At 73.2% G+C, this 14111-nt stretch carries 15 protein-coding genes and 1 pseudogene; 8 read left to right on the forward strand and 8 right to left on the reverse strand.

Going from position 1 to position 14111, the window contains the following annotated elements; all coding sequences use genetic code 11:
* The first annotated feature begins 32 nt into the window (after window positions 1-32).
* Together ABZ576_RS28275 and ABZ576_RS28280 are read left to right on the forward strand one after the other, a co-directional pair.
* Complete coding sequence (locus tag ABZ576_RS28275; protein ID WP_360746708.1) at window positions 33-890, forward strand: helix-turn-helix transcriptional regulator; 858 nt, start codon at window positions 33-35, stop codon at window positions 888-890.
* Window positions 887-1141 carry a DUF397 domain-containing protein gene (locus tag ABZ576_RS28280; protein ID WP_360746711.1) on the forward strand — a complete coding sequence of 85 codons (255 nt, stop codon included), beginning with the start codon at window positions 887-889 and terminating at the stop codon, window positions 1139-1141. The genes ABZ576_RS28275 and ABZ576_RS28280 overlap by 4 nt, the downstream gene beginning before the upstream one ends.
* Here the strand turns inward: ABZ576_RS28280 and ABZ576_RS28285 are convergent.
* Window positions 1100-1726 (reverse strand): methyltransferase domain-containing protein, encoded by a 627-nt coding sequence (locus tag ABZ576_RS28285; RefSeq protein ID WP_360746714.1) that lies wholly within the window; start codon window positions 1724-1726, stop codon window positions 1100-1102. The genes ABZ576_RS28280 and ABZ576_RS28285 overlap by 42 nt on opposite strands.
* Before the next feature lie 73 nt (window positions 1727-1799).
* Complete coding sequence (locus ABZ576_RS28290) at window positions 1800-2300, reverse strand: ricin-type beta-trefoil lectin domain protein (RefSeq protein WP_360746717.1); 501 nt, start codon at window positions 2298-2300, stop codon at window positions 1800-1802.
* 303 nt (window positions 2301-2603) lie between these two features.
* Here ABZ576_RS28290 and ABZ576_RS28295 point away from each other — a divergent pair, with 303 nt between their 5' ends.
* A complete protein-coding gene (locus tag ABZ576_RS28295; protein ID WP_360746720.1) occupies window positions 2604-4364 on the forward strand; it encodes a protein kinase in 1761 nt (586 codons plus the stop codon).
* Window positions 4365-4400: 36 nt separating this feature from the next.
* On the opposite strand, the gene ABZ576_RS28300 is transcribed toward ABZ576_RS28295, so the two are convergent.
* The 5 genes from ABZ576_RS28300 to ABZ576_RS28320 all read right to left on the reverse strand — a co-directional run bounded on the left by ABZ576_RS28300 (window position 4401) and on the right by ABZ576_RS28320 (window position 6975).
* Entirely contained in the window at window positions 4401-4634 is a 234-nt protein-coding gene (locus ABZ576_RS28300) for a hypothetical protein (protein ID WP_360746723.1), read from the reverse strand.
* Complete coding sequence (locus ABZ576_RS28305; RefSeq protein WP_360746726.1) at window positions 4631-5476, reverse strand: DUF2637 domain-containing protein; 846 nt, start codon at window positions 5474-5476, stop codon at window positions 4631-4633. Before ABZ576_RS28305 ends, ABZ576_RS28300 begins: the two co-directional genes overlap by 4 nt.
* Window positions 5477-5487: 11 nt before the next feature.
* Window positions 5488-5697 carry a hypothetical protein gene (locus ABZ576_RS28310; protein WP_360746729.1) on the reverse strand — a complete coding sequence of 70 codons (210 nt, stop codon included), beginning with the start codon at window positions 5695-5697 and terminating at the stop codon, window positions 5488-5490.
* 286 nt (window positions 5698-5983) lie between these two features.
* Window positions 5984-6298, reverse strand: a complete 315-nt coding sequence (locus ABZ576_RS28315) for an AzlD domain-containing protein (RefSeq protein ID WP_360746732.1) — start codon at window positions 6296-6298, stop codon at window positions 5984-5986.
* Entirely contained in the window at window positions 6295-6975 is a 681-nt protein-coding gene (locus tag ABZ576_RS28320) for an AzlC family ABC transporter permease (protein ID WP_360746734.1), read from the reverse strand. Before ABZ576_RS28320 ends, ABZ576_RS28315 begins: the two co-directional genes overlap by 4 nt.
* 92 nt (window positions 6976-7067) lie before the next feature.
* Here ABZ576_RS28320 and ABZ576_RS28325 point away from each other — a divergent pair, with 92 nt between their 5' ends.
* Window positions 7068-7631: an XRE family transcriptional regulator gene (locus tag ABZ576_RS28325; RefSeq protein WP_360746737.1), complete on the forward strand. Its 564-nt coding sequence runs from the start codon at window positions 7068-7070 to the stop codon at window positions 7629-7631.
* Window positions 7632-7777: 146 nt separating this feature from the next.
* Here the strand turns inward: ABZ576_RS28325 and ABZ576_RS28330 are convergent, their stop codons facing one another.
* The gene (locus ABZ576_RS28330) at window positions 7778-7981 is read right to left on the reverse strand and encodes a cold-shock protein (RefSeq protein WP_016645643.1); all 204 of its coding nucleotides are present in this window, start codon (window positions 7979-7981) and stop codon (window positions 7778-7780) included.
* 286 nt (window positions 7982-8267) lie between these two features.
* On the opposite strand from ABZ576_RS28330, the gene ABZ576_RS28335 reads away from it, so the two are divergent.
* The 4 genes and pseudogenes from ABZ576_RS28335 to ABZ576_RS28350 all read left to right on the forward strand — a co-directional run.
* Window positions 8268-9116 (forward strand): menaquinone biosynthesis protein, encoded by an 849-nt coding sequence (locus ABZ576_RS28335; protein WP_360746741.1) that lies wholly within the window; start codon window positions 8268-8270, stop codon window positions 9114-9116.
* Between the two features lie 50 nt (window positions 9117-9166).
* Window positions 9167-11077 carry a serine/threonine-protein kinase gene (locus ABZ576_RS28340; protein ID WP_360746744.1) on the forward strand — a complete coding sequence of 637 codons (1911 nt, stop codon included), beginning with the start codon at window positions 9167-9169 and terminating at the stop codon, window positions 11075-11077.
* A gap of 137 nt (window positions 11078-11214) precedes the next feature.
* Window positions 11215-13653: a PQQ-binding-like beta-propeller repeat protein gene (locus tag ABZ576_RS28345; protein ID WP_360746747.1), complete on the forward strand. Its 2439-nt coding sequence runs from the start codon at window positions 11215-11217 to the stop codon at window positions 13651-13653.
* A gap of 130 nt (window positions 13654-13783) precedes the next feature.
* Window positions 13784-14111, forward strand: a pseudogene (locus ABZ576_RS28350) (prepilin peptidase); the annotation flags it as partial.

Below are 14111 nucleotides of genomic sequence, written 5' to 3' on the forward strand. Positions count from 1 at the left end.
TCGTGTGGCGTACGGATGTGTCGGAGGGTGGCGTGACGGAGGAGCGGCGGCCGGAGACCCCGGCGGAGGAGAACGGTTCGGCGGCGGTGTTCGTCGTCCTCGGCAAGCAGCTGAAGTTGTTGCGGGAGCGGGCGGGGCTGAACCAGCGGGAGTTCGGCAACCTGGTGGGCTACGGCCCGGATCTGATCTCGGCCATCGAGCGGGGGGTACGGACACCGAGGCCGGAGCTCTTGCGGCGGGCCGACGACATCCTCCAGGCGGACGGCCTGTTCACGGCGGTCATCCCGCAGGTCGAGGAGGCGATGAACAGGGCGCGGACTCGGCACCCGGAGTGGTACCGGGGGTACGCGGCGCTGGAGGAGCAAGCTTCGTCTCTGCACATCTACAGCAACCTGTTGGTGCCGGGGCTGCTTCAAACCGAGGGTTACGCCGAAGCTGTCTTCCGGCAGTGGCGGCCCTTGCTGAGCGAGGAGGCGATCGCGACGCGGGTAGCCGATCGAATGGCTCGACAGCAGAAGTTCGAGATCTGGCCTTCCAGCACCTTCAGCTTCGTCCTCGACGAGAGCGTGTTGCTACGCCCGCTGGGTGGTCCACAGGTGCACGCCGATCAGCTCCAGAATCTGCTGCGGATCGGCAGTCTGCGAACCGTCGAGCTTCAGGTGATGCCGATGGAGCGTGCGGAACAGCCCAGTATGGACGGGCCGTTCAACCTACTGACGGTCCGCAAGGGGGAGCAGGTAGCGTACGTGGAGATCCACACATACCCACGGCTCATCACCGACGCGGAGGAAGTGAGCGTCTTGGCCGAACGCTACGGGCTTCTGAGAGCTCAAGCCCTGCGTCCCAGTGAGTCGCTGGACCTCATTGAGAAACTGCGGGGACGGCTATGAGCAGCGTCGAACTTGGTTGGTTCAAGAGCAGCCACAGCAGCGGCGGAGGCGGCGAGTGCGTCGAACTCGCCTACACCTGGCGCAAGTCCAGTCACAGTGACGGCGAAGGAGGCCAATGCGTGGAGGTCGCCGCGCACCCCGCCGCCGTCCATGTCCGGGACTCCAAGCGGCCCGCCGCCGCTCACCTCACCGTGACGCCCGCCGCCTGGTCAGCCTTTCTTCTGGGCGAGCAGGAACGCCTGCGGGGCTGATTCGCCCAGCGCCTCCTCGCGCTCGCGCACGGTGCGGGAGTGGACGGTGAAGCCGGCGTCGGACAGCAGCCCGGCCATGTGCTCGGGGCGGCGCCGGTGGAAGTCCAGGACCACCGGCAGGCCCCAGGGGCGGTCGACGCGCAGCGGCGCGTCGCCCGCCTGGAAGGCGAGGAGCAGGCGGCCGCCGGGCGCCAGCACGCGGTGGAACTCGGCGAACAGCTCGGGGAGTTCCGCCGCGGGCGTGTGGACGCTGGAGTACCAGGACACCACGCCGGCCAGTGAACCGTCGGCCAGGGACAGCTCCCGCATGGACCCCTGCTCGAAGCGCAGCCCGGGGAACGTGCGGCGGGCTATGGCGACCATGGCCCCGGAGAGGTCGAGGCCGTGGACGGACAGACCGAGGCCGGCGAGGTGCGCGGTGACCTCCCCGGGCCCGCAGCCGAGGTCGGCGACGGGGCCCGGGCCGACCTGCTCGGCGTACGCGGCGAGCAGCGCCCGCTCCAGCGGCCGGCCGGCGAGCGGGTCGCGGAAGCGCGCGGCGTAGTCCTCGGCGATGGTGTCGTAGAAGGTGCGGGTGTCGGTCATGGAGCGACCGTAGCGGGCCCCACCGACAGTGCCCGGTGGGCTTGCGCCCCGGCCCGCGAAGGAGCGCGTCCGCTCACCCGGCGCGCTTGATCCACTGCTGGTCCTGGTCCCCGTACGCGCAGTCGACGAGCTGCACCGGGCCGTTCAGGCGGGTGACCGCCAGGCACTTGAGCTGGGCGGCGTTGCGGTAGACCCAGCGGTTGCCGCCCACCGCGATCTGGTACCACCACGTCACACCGCCGCTGTTCCGGCAGTTCTGCATGGAGACTTCGGCCATGCCGTTGAACACGGCGCCGGCGCACAGTTCCTGCCCGCCGATCCGCTGTGTGATCTGGACCCGGTTGCCGCCTTCGGGGTTCACCGCCCACAGCTGGTTGGGCGATCCGTGCCGGGCGTAGACCAGGACACTGGAGTCCTGGCCCCGGCCGGCGTCGTTGTCGAGGACGTACCCGGGGTTGGCGACGTTCTCCAGCACCAGGCGGGCCTCCGCCGCAGCCTGGCCCGTCAGGGCACTGGAACCGAGAAGCCCGGTGCCTATGAGTCCGACGACCGCGGCTCTTCCCAGCTTGTTCATGGATGACTCCCTCACTCTTGTCGGTCCGGGACATGGGCATGGTGGGCACCGCGCCTCAGTGCGCTTCCCGAACTGTTGAACTACTGCGGGATGAGCCTTGCCCGTGGGCCGGCCGGGCAAGGCGTTTCGCGTCTTTCATCACCTGAAGTCGGTATTCGCCGGGTCCGGTTGGCGTCATGAGGCTGGCGTCGCGGCGTGGCCGCCGGTCCGTGGCGTGGTGGCAGCCGGCGCGGGCCCGCCCGGACGGCGTCTCCTTTAGGCTGCTGCCCTTGGCCAGAGCATCACAGTGGGGGGTACCGGCCGATGGATCAGGCGACGGACGTCTTCCAGCCACTCCAGGCGGACGACCCGCGGGTGGTGGCGGGCTACCGGCTCGCCGCCCGGCTGGGCGCGGGTGGAATGGGGCGGGTGTACCTGTCCCACACGCAGGGCGGGCGGCCGGTCGCGATCAAGGTCGTACGGCCGGAGCTGGCGGACGACCCGGACTTCCGGCGGCGGTTCGGCCGGGAGATCAGCGCGGCCCGGCGGGTCAGGGGGGCCTACACCGCGGAGCTGATCGACGCCGACGCGGACGCCGTACCGCCGTGGCTGGCCACGCTGTACGTACCGGGGCCGTCCCTGACGGAGGCCGTGGCCCGGCGCGGGCCGCTGCCGGTGCCGGCGGTGCTGTGGCTGATGGCGGGGGTGGCCGAGGCGCTGGAGGCGATCCACGCCGAGGGGATCGTGCACCGGGACCTGAAGCCGTCGAACGTGCTGCTGGCCGCCGACGGGCCCCGGGTGATCGACTTCGGTATCGCGCTGGCCGCCGACGGCACGGCGTACACGGCGACCGGCGGGACGATCGGCACGCCCTCGTTCATGGCTCCCGAACAGGCGGCAGGCGGCGAGGTGACGGCGGCGACCGACGTCTTCGCGCTGGGGCAGACGGCCGCGTTCGCGGCGCTGGGCAGACCGCTGTACGGCGAGGGCCCGGCCGTGAACGTGCTGTACCGGATCGTGCACTCCGAACCCGGTCTCGACCTGTTGCCCGAGCCGCTGCGTCCGCTGTTCGCCCGGTGCCTGGCCGCCGACCCGGCGGAGCGGGCCACCCCGGCGGAGATCGTGGCGTGGTGCCGGCAGCGGCTGGGCGCCGACGCCGACGCGGGCGGCGGACCGGCGGTGTGGCGGGAGATCGCCGGGCCGGAGGTCGCGGTCCCGGCGCCGGTACCGGAACCGACCCCGGCCCACCCGCGGCCGCCGGTACCCGGGCCGGCCGCGGCCCTCCCGCAGCCGCCGGTGCCCGCCGCGACCGCGCAGTACCCGCGGCCGACGGTGCCCGGCCCCGCCCCGGCGTACCCGCAGCCGCCGTACGGGTGGCCGCAGCCGACGCCCGAGGAGCGCCGGGCCCGCCGGCGGCGCGCCGCGCTGATCTCGGTCGCCGGTGTGGCGGGCGGCGCGCTGCTGGTGGCGGCCCTGGCGTGGACGGTGATGGACGCCAGGGACCGGCTCGCCGACCGGGGCACCGCGGGGACCACGACGTCCGGCACGGGGCCGGCCGCCCGCTCGTCGGCGTCCTCGTCGCCGTCCTCGGCCAAGGGCTCGTCCGCGTCGACGCCGGAGGGCTCGGCGGATTCCGGGGGCTCCGGGGCCGGCGCGGCCGTGCCCGGCGCGGTCCGGTCGCCCTCGGCCTCGACCGGTGATCCCCGGCCGGAGGGATACCCGCAGGTGTGGCTGGACGCGAAGAACTCGCTGAGCCTGAAGGACGAGGAAGCCCAGCGGAAGGACACCAAGGGCGACATCCGCTTCGACTGCCGGACGGCCGGCTGCCGGCTGACGGGTGACGACGTGGTGTTCATGCAGATGTTCGGCGCCCACGGCACCACCCTGGACGAGTGCCGGCTCATGCTCCGCAGCGCCGACAAGCACAGCTGGACGCTGGCCGCGGCGGCGGCCGGCACCGAGTTCTGCATGAAGGACGACGAGGGCAACATCGGGCTCTACGTCATCCAGACCAAGTCCACCGCGATGCCGGACATCGCCTTCCTCACGGGCGACCTCACCGTCTGGCGGAAGGCCGCCCGGTAGCGCTCCGCCCCGGCGGGCCGGCGGGGGCGCCGCGCCTCACGGCGCGGCTTCCCCGTCCCACGGGGTCACGAGGGCCGACCCGGCCGCCTGGCAGCCGCGGACGCAGACCCAGAGCCGGAACGGCAGCCCCCGGTGACGGACCTCACCCAGCACCCGCCCGCTCACCCCGAGCGGACGGGCGCACAGGGCGCACTCCATGGCCATCTGCTGGCGGGGACGGAGCCGGTCGATGTCGGGGAGCGCCGGGTGCACCGGGAGCGGGCTTTTCACGCGCCGTTCCCGTCACGGAACACTTCCGGGGTCCCGCCCTGCGGCAGCCCGTCGTCCGTTTCCGCGACGGGTGTCTCGGCGGGCTGCATTCGGTGGCGGGGCAGCGAACGCCGGGGTGGTCTGGTGAGGGTGATCTGACGCACCACCTGCTGGAAACAGACCAGCGAGGCGAAACTCGGCAGCGCTCCGGCCGCGATACCGACAATATTCCTGGGCGCCTGGGCGACGCACAATGCCATGGCGATCGCGGAAAAGATCAGAAGTACGGACCAGGAATGGAAGGCCCGACGCTGGTGCAGCGCCGCGCGGAGAATGGAGAGCGATGCCACCAGCCAGGGCCCGAATACGAGAACCGGCCACCAGGCGACCGTGCCGCTGTGTATGCGCGACGCCGCCACGAGCCGCAGCGGGTCGTAGGCGACCAGACCGCCGAAAATGCTGACGGCGGAGGCGATGGTGGTGACCAGTGCCGCGACCAGGTAGCTGGCCGCACGCACGGCGCCCACGCGCTGCCGGGTGCGGACCTTGCGGTGGCCCCGGGGAGGGGAGGTCTTCACCGGGGGTAACTCCGCGGTGAGTTCCACCAGCGCCTCGCGATGGCTCCTCCCGCTCTGACCGGCCGCATCACCGCCGGCGCGGGCGGCCGGGATCCTCGGCTGCTGCTCGATGGCGTCCCGCAGCATGTAGGCCAGCTCTTCCGCGGGGTCCCAGGCCGAGTCCGGCGGGACGAGCGGCGGAAAGTAGTCGTCGGCGGGCGCGCGATGACGCCCCTCACCGCTCCGGTAGCCGCCTGGGTACTCGACGGGGGAGTCCGGGTGGTATCCGATGTGATCGGGGTGCATGACCGGCCTGCTCATTCCGCCGACGAGCCGCAGAACCACGTCTCCGAACTCGCCCAGCGCTGCGAGATCTGTTTCTCCAGGAAGCTCATCGTGTCCACGAACTCCTGGAGGATCTCCTCGGACGCCTCCAGCGTGACGAGGAGGCCGCCTTTCGCCAGGGCCCCCTTGCCGGGGCCCGCATCGTCCGGTGCGGGCAGGTACGTGTGAGAGCCCAGCCGCACCGGCCGCCGTGCACTCGGACGGGACCGCTCTGAGAGAGATTCAACCGCCCGCCCCCTCGTTTGCTTCGTCATGCTGCGAATAACGCCGCCATTCGAGGATGGGTACGTGGTGATCGAGTGAAGGATTAGCCGGACAAACGCCTTGTTCACGTATCGGTAGGCCCTATATGCAGCTGTAGTAGTAATGATAAGCGGGCATGCGCCGCACCGAAAAAAAGGTGGATGAAAATCACTTGGCGGGCCGGGACGACGGCAGCGAGCGGTGGCTGGAATCGTTCGGGAGGTGCTACTGCACGCCCGCCAGCCGCAGCAGCGCGGTCGTCGCGGCCGCGGCCAGGACCACCACGGCGAACGGCGCCCGGCGCCAGGCCAGGGCGGCGCCGGCCAGGACCCCGGCGGGGCGGGCCCAGCCCGCGAAGCCGCCGGACTCGGTCAGCGCGCCCGTGGCCAGCAGGGCGACCAGAAGCACTACGGCACCCGCCGAGGCCAGCTCCTGGACGCGGGGCGGTACCGTCACCCGGCCGTGCAGGACCGGGCCGATCAGCCGGAAGGCGTAGGTGCCGGCCGCCAGGGCGAGGATCACGGCGATCGTGGCGTTCACGCGGCGTCTCCCGGGGTGGCGGCCGGACGGCGGTGCAGGAACAGGCCGGCGAGGGCGAGCAGCACCGGGACCCCGGCCGGGACGGCGGGCGTGGCCGCCAGGGCGAGGGCGGCGCCGGGCAGGGCGCAACGCCGTACGGACGCGTCCGACCGGAGGGTGGGCAGGACCAGGGCTACCAGGACGGCCGGGAAGGCGGCGTCCAGGCCGTAGCGGGCGGTGTCGCCGAGCGCGCTGCCCGCGAGCGCGCCGGCCAGAACGCCCGCGTTCCAGACGGCGAACAGTCCGAGCCCGGAGACGAAGAACGCCCGGCGCCGCCGTGCCGGGTCCGGCTGGGCGAGGGCGAAGGCGACCGTCTCGTCCGTGACCAGGTGGGCCCCGAGGAAGCGGCTCGCGCGGCCGGTGCCGAGGATCTCGGCCACCGCCAGGCTGAAGGCCGCCGTCCGGGTGTTCAGCAGCAGCCCGGTCGCCGCGGCCGCCACCGGACCGCCGCCGGCGAGCAGCACGCCGACCGCGCTGAACTGCGCGGAGCCCGCGTAGACGACGAGGGACATCAGCACCGGCACCCATACCGGCAGCCCGCCGGCGACGGACACGGCACCGAAGGAGACGCCGACGACACCGCTCGCCAGCCATACCAGCGAGCTGTCGCGGACGAGTGAGCCGTCGGTGTCCTTCATGAGTGTTCGGTGTGGCGAACGCATGTTCTCTACAATGGACAGGGGACAGCTAGTCCGTCAAGGCGAACGATCGTACCGATGGAGCGAACGATATGAACGAGGTCCCCGCCCGGCTTCCCATGGACTGGATCGCCGCCGCCCTGAAGCGGGAGCGCGGCCGGGCCGGCCTGTCCCTGTCCGAGCTGGCCAAGCGCGCCGGAATCGCCAAGTCCACGCTGTCCCAGCTGGAGGCGGCGAGCGGCAATCCGAGCATGGAGACGATCTGGGCGCTCGCGGTGGCGCTCGGCGTGCCGTTCAGCGCGCTGGTGGAGTCGCCCGCGCCCGCGGTCCAGGTGATCCGGGCGGGGCAGGGGCCCACGGTCCACTCCGACCAGTCCAGCTACCTGGCTTCACTGCTTTCCGCCTGCCCGCCCGGCGCCCGCCGCGACCTGTATGCCGTCTGGCTGGAGCCGGGAACCGTCCGGAGTTCCGAACCGCACATCCCCGGGACCGTGGAACACATCGTGGTGAGCGAGGGCACGGTGAAGGCCGGCCCGCACGGCGAGGCCGTCGAACTGGGGCCGGGGGACTACATGTCGTACCGGGGGGACGTGCCCCACTCCTACGAGGCGCTCGCCCCCGGGACCAGGTTCGTCCTGGTCATGCAGCACCTGTGAGCCCCCGGGGGGCGAGGTGCGGGGTGGGCCCGGCCGGCGGGGTGAACGGGAAACGAACGGGAAACGAACGGAAAAGGCAGGAGCCCCGTCGCCGATGGCGTGGGGCTCCTTGGGTACTGCACTCAGGTTCTGCGATCAGGCAGCGATCAGGCGGGAGTGACGTTCTCCGCCTGCGGGCCCTTCGGGCCCTGCGTGACGTCGAAGGTCACCGCCTGGTTCTCCTCCAGGGAACGGAAACCCGAGGCGTTGATCGCGGAGTAGTGAACGAAGACGTCGGGGCCGCCGCCCTCCTGGGCGATGAAGCCAAAGCCCTTTTCGGCGTTGAACCACTTAACGGTTCCGGTAGCCATAAGCCCTCCTTGGGCTCAAAAGGGTTGCCCTGCTCCAGAACCTGCAAGTGCGAAACGGTGCTGCACGACTGCATTCGTCTGAAAACGACGAGAGCCTGCGGTTACATGCTCCGCAGGCTCTGTACTGCAAGGGAAACCAAACTGCAACTTGCGGCAAGCCTAGCATCCGGACCGCCGAAAGCAATAGAGGGCAAGATCACTTCACCCGGATGTTTGAACATCCGTTAGGCCGTTCGGGGGCGGGGTCGGTACCGGCACCGCGGCGGACGGGGTCTAGTCTCGCGATGTGGACAATTCTCGCACCCGGCCGCGCGTCGGCCACATCCAGTTCCTGAACTGCCTGCCCCTGTACTGGGGGCTCGCGAGAACCGGCACGCTCCTCGACTTCGAGCTGACCAAGGACACCCCGGAGAAGCTCAGCGAGCGGATCGTGCGCGGCGACCTCGACATCGGCCCCGTCACGCTCGTCGAGTTCCTGCGCAACGCCGACGACCTCGTCGCCTTCCCGGACATCGCCGTCGGCTGCGACGGCCCGGTGATGTCCTGCGTGATCGTCTCCCAGGTGCCCCTCGACCGGCTGGACGGCGCCCGGGTCGCCCTCGGCTCCACCTCGCGCACCTCGGTCCGGCTGGCCCAGCTCCTGCTCGCCGAGCGCTTCGGCGTGCGGCCGGACTACTACACCTGCCCGCCCGACCTCAGCCTGATGATGCAGGAGGCGCAGGCCGCCGTCCTCATCGGCGACGCGGCCCTGCGCGCCAACCTCCACGACGGCCCCCGCTACGGCCTCCAGGTGCACGACCTCGGCGCGCTCTGGAAGGAGTGGACCGGCCTGCCGTTCGTCTTCGCGGTGTGGGCGGCCCGCCGGGACTACCTGGAGCGCGAGCCGGTCATCACCCGCCGGGTCCACGAGGCGTTCCTCGCCTCCCGCAACCTCTCCCTGGAGGAGGTCGGCAAGGTGGCCGAGCAGGCCGCCCGCTGGGAGGTCTTCGACGAGGCCACCCTGGAGCAGTACTTCACCACCCTCGACTTCAGCTTCGGCCCCGCGCAGCTGGCGGCCGTCACCGAGTTCGCCCGCCGGGTCGGCCCGACGACCGGCTTCCCGGCCGACGTGACGGTGGAACTGCTGCGACCGTAGTCCCCCGTCACTACGCTGTGGAGCACCGGGCGTTGGGGGGAGCGTGCGCCATGCAGCCGCTGGAAGTCGATGAGCCGGCCGTCGTCGGGCCGTACCGGCTGCTCGGCCGGCTCGGCTCGGGCGGCATGGGCCGGGTCTACCTCGGCCGCAGCGCGGGCGGCCGTACGGTCGCCGTGAAGATCGTGCACCCGCACTTCGCGCTGGACGAGGAGTTCCGTGCCCGCTTCCGGCGCGAGGCGGAGGCGGCCCGCCGGGTCGGCGGCGCCTGGACGGCACCCGTCCTGGACGCGGACCCCGACGCCCCGGTGCCCTGGATCGCCACCGCCTACGCGGCGGGACCCTCCCTCGCGGCGGCCGTCACCGACGGCGGCCCGCTGCCCGCGCACACCGTACGGGCCCTGGGCGCGGGCCTCGCCGAGGCGCTGACGGCCGTGCACGAGCGGGGCCTCGTGCACCGGGACGTGAAGCCGTCCAACGTCCTGCTGACGCTGGACGGGCCGCTGCTCATCGACTTCGGCATCGCCCGGGCCGTGGACGGCACGGCCTCCCTGACCTCCACCGGCGTGTCGATCGGCTCGCCGGGCTACATGTCGCCCGAGCAGATCCTCGGCAAGGGCGCCACGGGCGCCGCCGACGTCTTCTCCCTCGGCGCCGTCCTCGCCCACGCGGCCACCGGCGAACCGCCCTTCCGCGGCGACTCCTCCGCCGCGCTGCTCTACAAGGTCGTCCACGAGGAGCCCGAACTCGGCTCCCTCACCGGTGAGATGCGGGAGGTGGTCGCCGCCTGCCTGGCCAAGCACCCGGCGGCCCGGCCCGCCCCCGCCGACGTCGGCCGACGCCTCGCCCCCGAAGGCGCCTCCCGCCTGGTCGCGGGCGGCTGGCTGCCGGGCGCCGTGCTGGAACAGGTCAGCCGCAGCGCCGTACGCCTGCTCAACCTGGACACGACGGAGCAGGCGGCCCACTCGGGTCCGGTCGCCTTCAGCAGCGTCTCGGTGGAAGGGGCGGCGGCCGCCCCCGGGCCGCACGCGGGGGAGGGGAGCGGGGAGTTCGGACCGCCACCCGTGATGCACGGCGCGCTGGTGACGGACGGCGGGCCGGCCGGGTGGCCGTCGGGACCACCGAGCGGTGCCGCCGGGGGGCCGTTCGGTTCCGTCACAGGTGGCACAGGTGGCACAGGTGGCACGGGTGGGGACGGGGTGGCCGGTGGCACCGGTGGCACCGGTCGCGACGGGCTTGCCGTGGGGGCGCCGACCGTCGTGCCCGCGCCGCGTGACGTGCCGCCGCCGGGGCGGGTCTCCGTCAGCGTGGCGGCGGGCTCCGCGCCGGCGGAGGGCGGCCGCGGGCGGCGGGTGAGCTGCACGGTCGTCCTGGCCGTCGCCGGCGCGCTGGCCGCGGTGTCCGTGGGGCTCGGCGCCCTGACGCGGCCCTGGGCCGGCGACGGCGGGCACAACGACGCGAGCGGCACCGCCCACTCGCCGTCGGCGCGCGCGAGCACCGGCGGCCCCGCCGCCGGTGATGCCGCGACCAGGGGCCCCGGGCCCAGCCCCGGTAGCAGCCTTGGCAGCCCCGGCACCGGTACCGGCAGCCCCGGTACCGGCAGCCGTCCCGGTGTGGTCCCGGCCCGCTACCTCGGCACCTGGGAGGGCCGGGCCACCGGCCTGGACGGCAGCCTCCCCATGGGCACCTTCCGCGTCACCGTCCACCAGGCGGCCGTCGGGCAGGAGCTGGGCCGACTGCGGCAGACCGACCAGATCGGCGCCGTCTGCACCGACGTCCTCACCCTCAGGGAGGTGACCCGGACGCGGATCCTCGCCACCTCGGCGGGCGCCGCCGGCAACCACGCCGGGTGCAACCAGACACCGCACCAGGTGCAGTTGACCCCGGTCGGCGACGACCTGCGGTACACATCGGACAGTCCGGCGGAAGGCAACCCGGTTTCGCGAATGTCAAGGGTCCGCTAGCCGCTCCGGCCCCGCCCCCCTGGCCCCGCCGGCCCCCGCCGTCACTACTGTGTCCGCGTTGGCGAACGCCGGCCCACAGGCATCGGACACGCCCGGCGGTACGCACGGGCAACGGGGAAGGACGGGAAGAGCCCGCCATGGAGACACTGCATCCGGACGATCCACGGCAGTTGGGCAGCTACCGGATGCTGCGCAGACTCGGTGCCGGCGGCATGGGCCGGGTCTACCTGGCCCGTTCGCCCGGCGGCCGGACCGTGGCCGTCAAGGTCGTACGCCCCGACCTCGCCGCCGACGCCGGCTTCCGCGAACGCTTCCGGCACGAGGCCGAGATCGCCCAGGCGGTCTCCGGCCAGTACACCGCCTCCGTCGTGGACGCCGATCCCGAGGCCCCCCTGCCGTGGCTCGCCACCTCCTACGTCCTCGGCCCCGACCTGACCGAGGTCGTCGCCACTCACGGCCCGCTGCCCGAGCACACGGTGCGCGCGCTCGGTGCCGGACTCGCCGCCGCGCTCCAGGAGATCCACGCCGCCGGGCTCATCCACCGCGACCTCAAGCCCTCGAACGTCCTGCTCGCCGCCGACGGCCCCCGCGTCATCGACTTCGGCATCGCGCGGGCGGTGGACGGCACGCGGATGACCCAGACCGGCGTCGTGGTCGGCTCGCCCGGCTACATGCCCCCCGAGCAGGCGATGGGCAAGGACGTCGGCCCGGCGGGCGACGTCTTCTCCCTCGGCGCGGTCCTCGCCTTCGCGGCCACCGGACGCAGCGCCTTCGGCGACGGCACCGCCTCGCACGCGGCGCTGCTCTACCAGGTCGTGCACGGCGAACCCGACCTGGCGGGCATACCGCGCCCGCTCCTCGGCCTGGTCCGGGCCTGCCTGCTGAAGGAGCCCGCCGACCGGCCCGCCCCCGCCGAGATCGTCACCGCGCTGGCCCCGCAGGGCGTCGAGGGCCTGCTCCGCGACTGGCTGCCGTCGGCCGTCGCCTCCACGATCGCCACGCACGCGGCCGGCATCCTGGACCTGGACCTGGAGGCGCCGGACCGGCAGCCACCGCCCGCACCCGCGGCGGGCTTCGGCCCGGCCCCGACGATGCCCGTCGCCACCCCGGCCCCCGCGTCCACGCCCGCCCCGGCCCCAGCTCCCGCGCCGGGCGCCACCCCCGCCTCCATGCCGGGTACCGTCCCCGCTCCCGCGCCGGGCGCCACCCCCGCTTCCATGCCGGGTACCGTCCCCGCTCCCGCGCCGGGCGCCACCCCAGCCCCCACCCCCGTCCCGGGTGCCACTTCCACCCCCGTCCCGGGCGCCGCCCCCGCTCCCCTGCCCGGCACCGTGCAACTCGGCGGTCCCGGGGGCCCGTCCGGACCCACCCGGCGCCGTGCCCTCTCGCTCGCGCTCGGCGGCGCGGCCGCCGTCGCGGCCGTCGGCGGGGGCACCGCCTGGTGGCTGAGCCGGGACACCGGGGCCGACGGTCCCGCCACCGCGGGCAAGGGCGGTGCCTCCGGGGAACCCGCCGCCGAGCACTTCACCACCCCGCCCGCCGGAGTGGCCCCCCAGCCGCTGTGGCACCGGGCGCTGACCGCGGACAGCACCAGCACCGCCGTACCGCTGCTCGTCCACGACGGCCTGCTCCTGATCAGCGGCGACCCGCTGGTGGCGTACGACGTGAAGACCGGCAAGCCCCGCTGGTCCAAGCCGGACCTCGTGGTCCCCGGCTCCCAACTGCTCCACCGGAACGGCCGGATGTACCTGCCCGACGGCGCGTACGACGGCGTCCTCATCGCCCGCGACGCCGGCACCGGCGAGGAGGTGTGGCGCAGCCGGCTCGGCAAGCACATCGACATCGAGGACACCATCGCCATCGACGACGAGCACGTCTACGTCGCGGCGAGCGACTTCAGCGAGTCCAAGAGCGCCACCGAGTACCGCACGGCGGTCGCCGCCGTCAGCCTCGAAACCCGCAAGGCGGTGTGGATCCGGAAGCGCGACTGGGGCACCGACGACTACGACGTCCAGGGCACCGTCTCCGGGAAGTACCTGGTCTACGCCGACTCCAAGCACAACCTCACCGTCCGCGACACCGCCACCGGCGCCCAGCTGTGGACGAAGAAGATCGGCGACGACTGGTCGTGGCGGCCCACCGTCGCCGACGGCCTGGTCTTCCTGCCCGGCGAGGAACTCACCGCGGTCGACGCGAAGACCGGCGCCACCCGCTGGACCCTCTCCCCGAGCGGCCGCCGCGGCTTCTACAACCCCACCGTCATCGACGGCGTCCTGTACGCCGGTGACCACGACCGGGGTGTCTGGGCGGTCGACGCCCGCACCGGCAAGCGGATCTGGCTGTGCGAGGACAACGACCGCGGCGCGCCGGAGGTCTTCGTCAAGTCCGGTACCACGCTGTACTGCGGCGCCCTGGCCGTCGGCGGCGGCGTCGTCGCGCTGGACGCCGGGACCGGCCGCAAGCGCTGGAGCTGGACCGACAACAAGGGCACCGGCGAGCAGTGGCAGATCGCCCTGTGGGGCAGCCGGCTGCTGATGGCCAACGGCGAGGACGTCTACGCGATGCCGGCCGTCTGAACCGGGTAGGGAGTCGGGGACGGTGACCGGCCCGGCCGGGGTGACCGGGGTGATCGGGCCGGCCGGGGTGACCGGGGTGATCGGGCCGGCCGGGGTGATCGGGGCGACGGGAGTGGGAAGCGTGGGCGAGGTGACCACGGGGGTGCTGGTGCTCGTCGCCGCGGTGTGGGGCGCGCTCGCGGGCACGCTGCTGCCCCGCGCCGCCTACCGCTTCGCCGTGCCGTACGGCGAACCGTGGCGGAGCCGGTGCCCCGGCGGCCACCCGGTCCGGGGCTGGCTGGGCGGGGCGAGATGCGGCGACTGCGGCCCCGGCGCCGCCTCCCGCACTCCTTCCGGTTCCGATGGCGCCGAACTGACTCCTTCCGGCCCCGGCGCCGCCTCCCGCACTCCTTCCGGTTCCGATGGCGCCGAACTGACTCCTTCCGGCCCCGGCGCCGCCTCCCGCACTCCTTCCGGTT

The organism is Streptomyces sp. NPDC013455 (assembly GCF_040632975.1).
GTDB lineage: Bacteria > Actinomycetota > Actinomycetes > Streptomycetales > Streptomycetaceae > Streptomyces.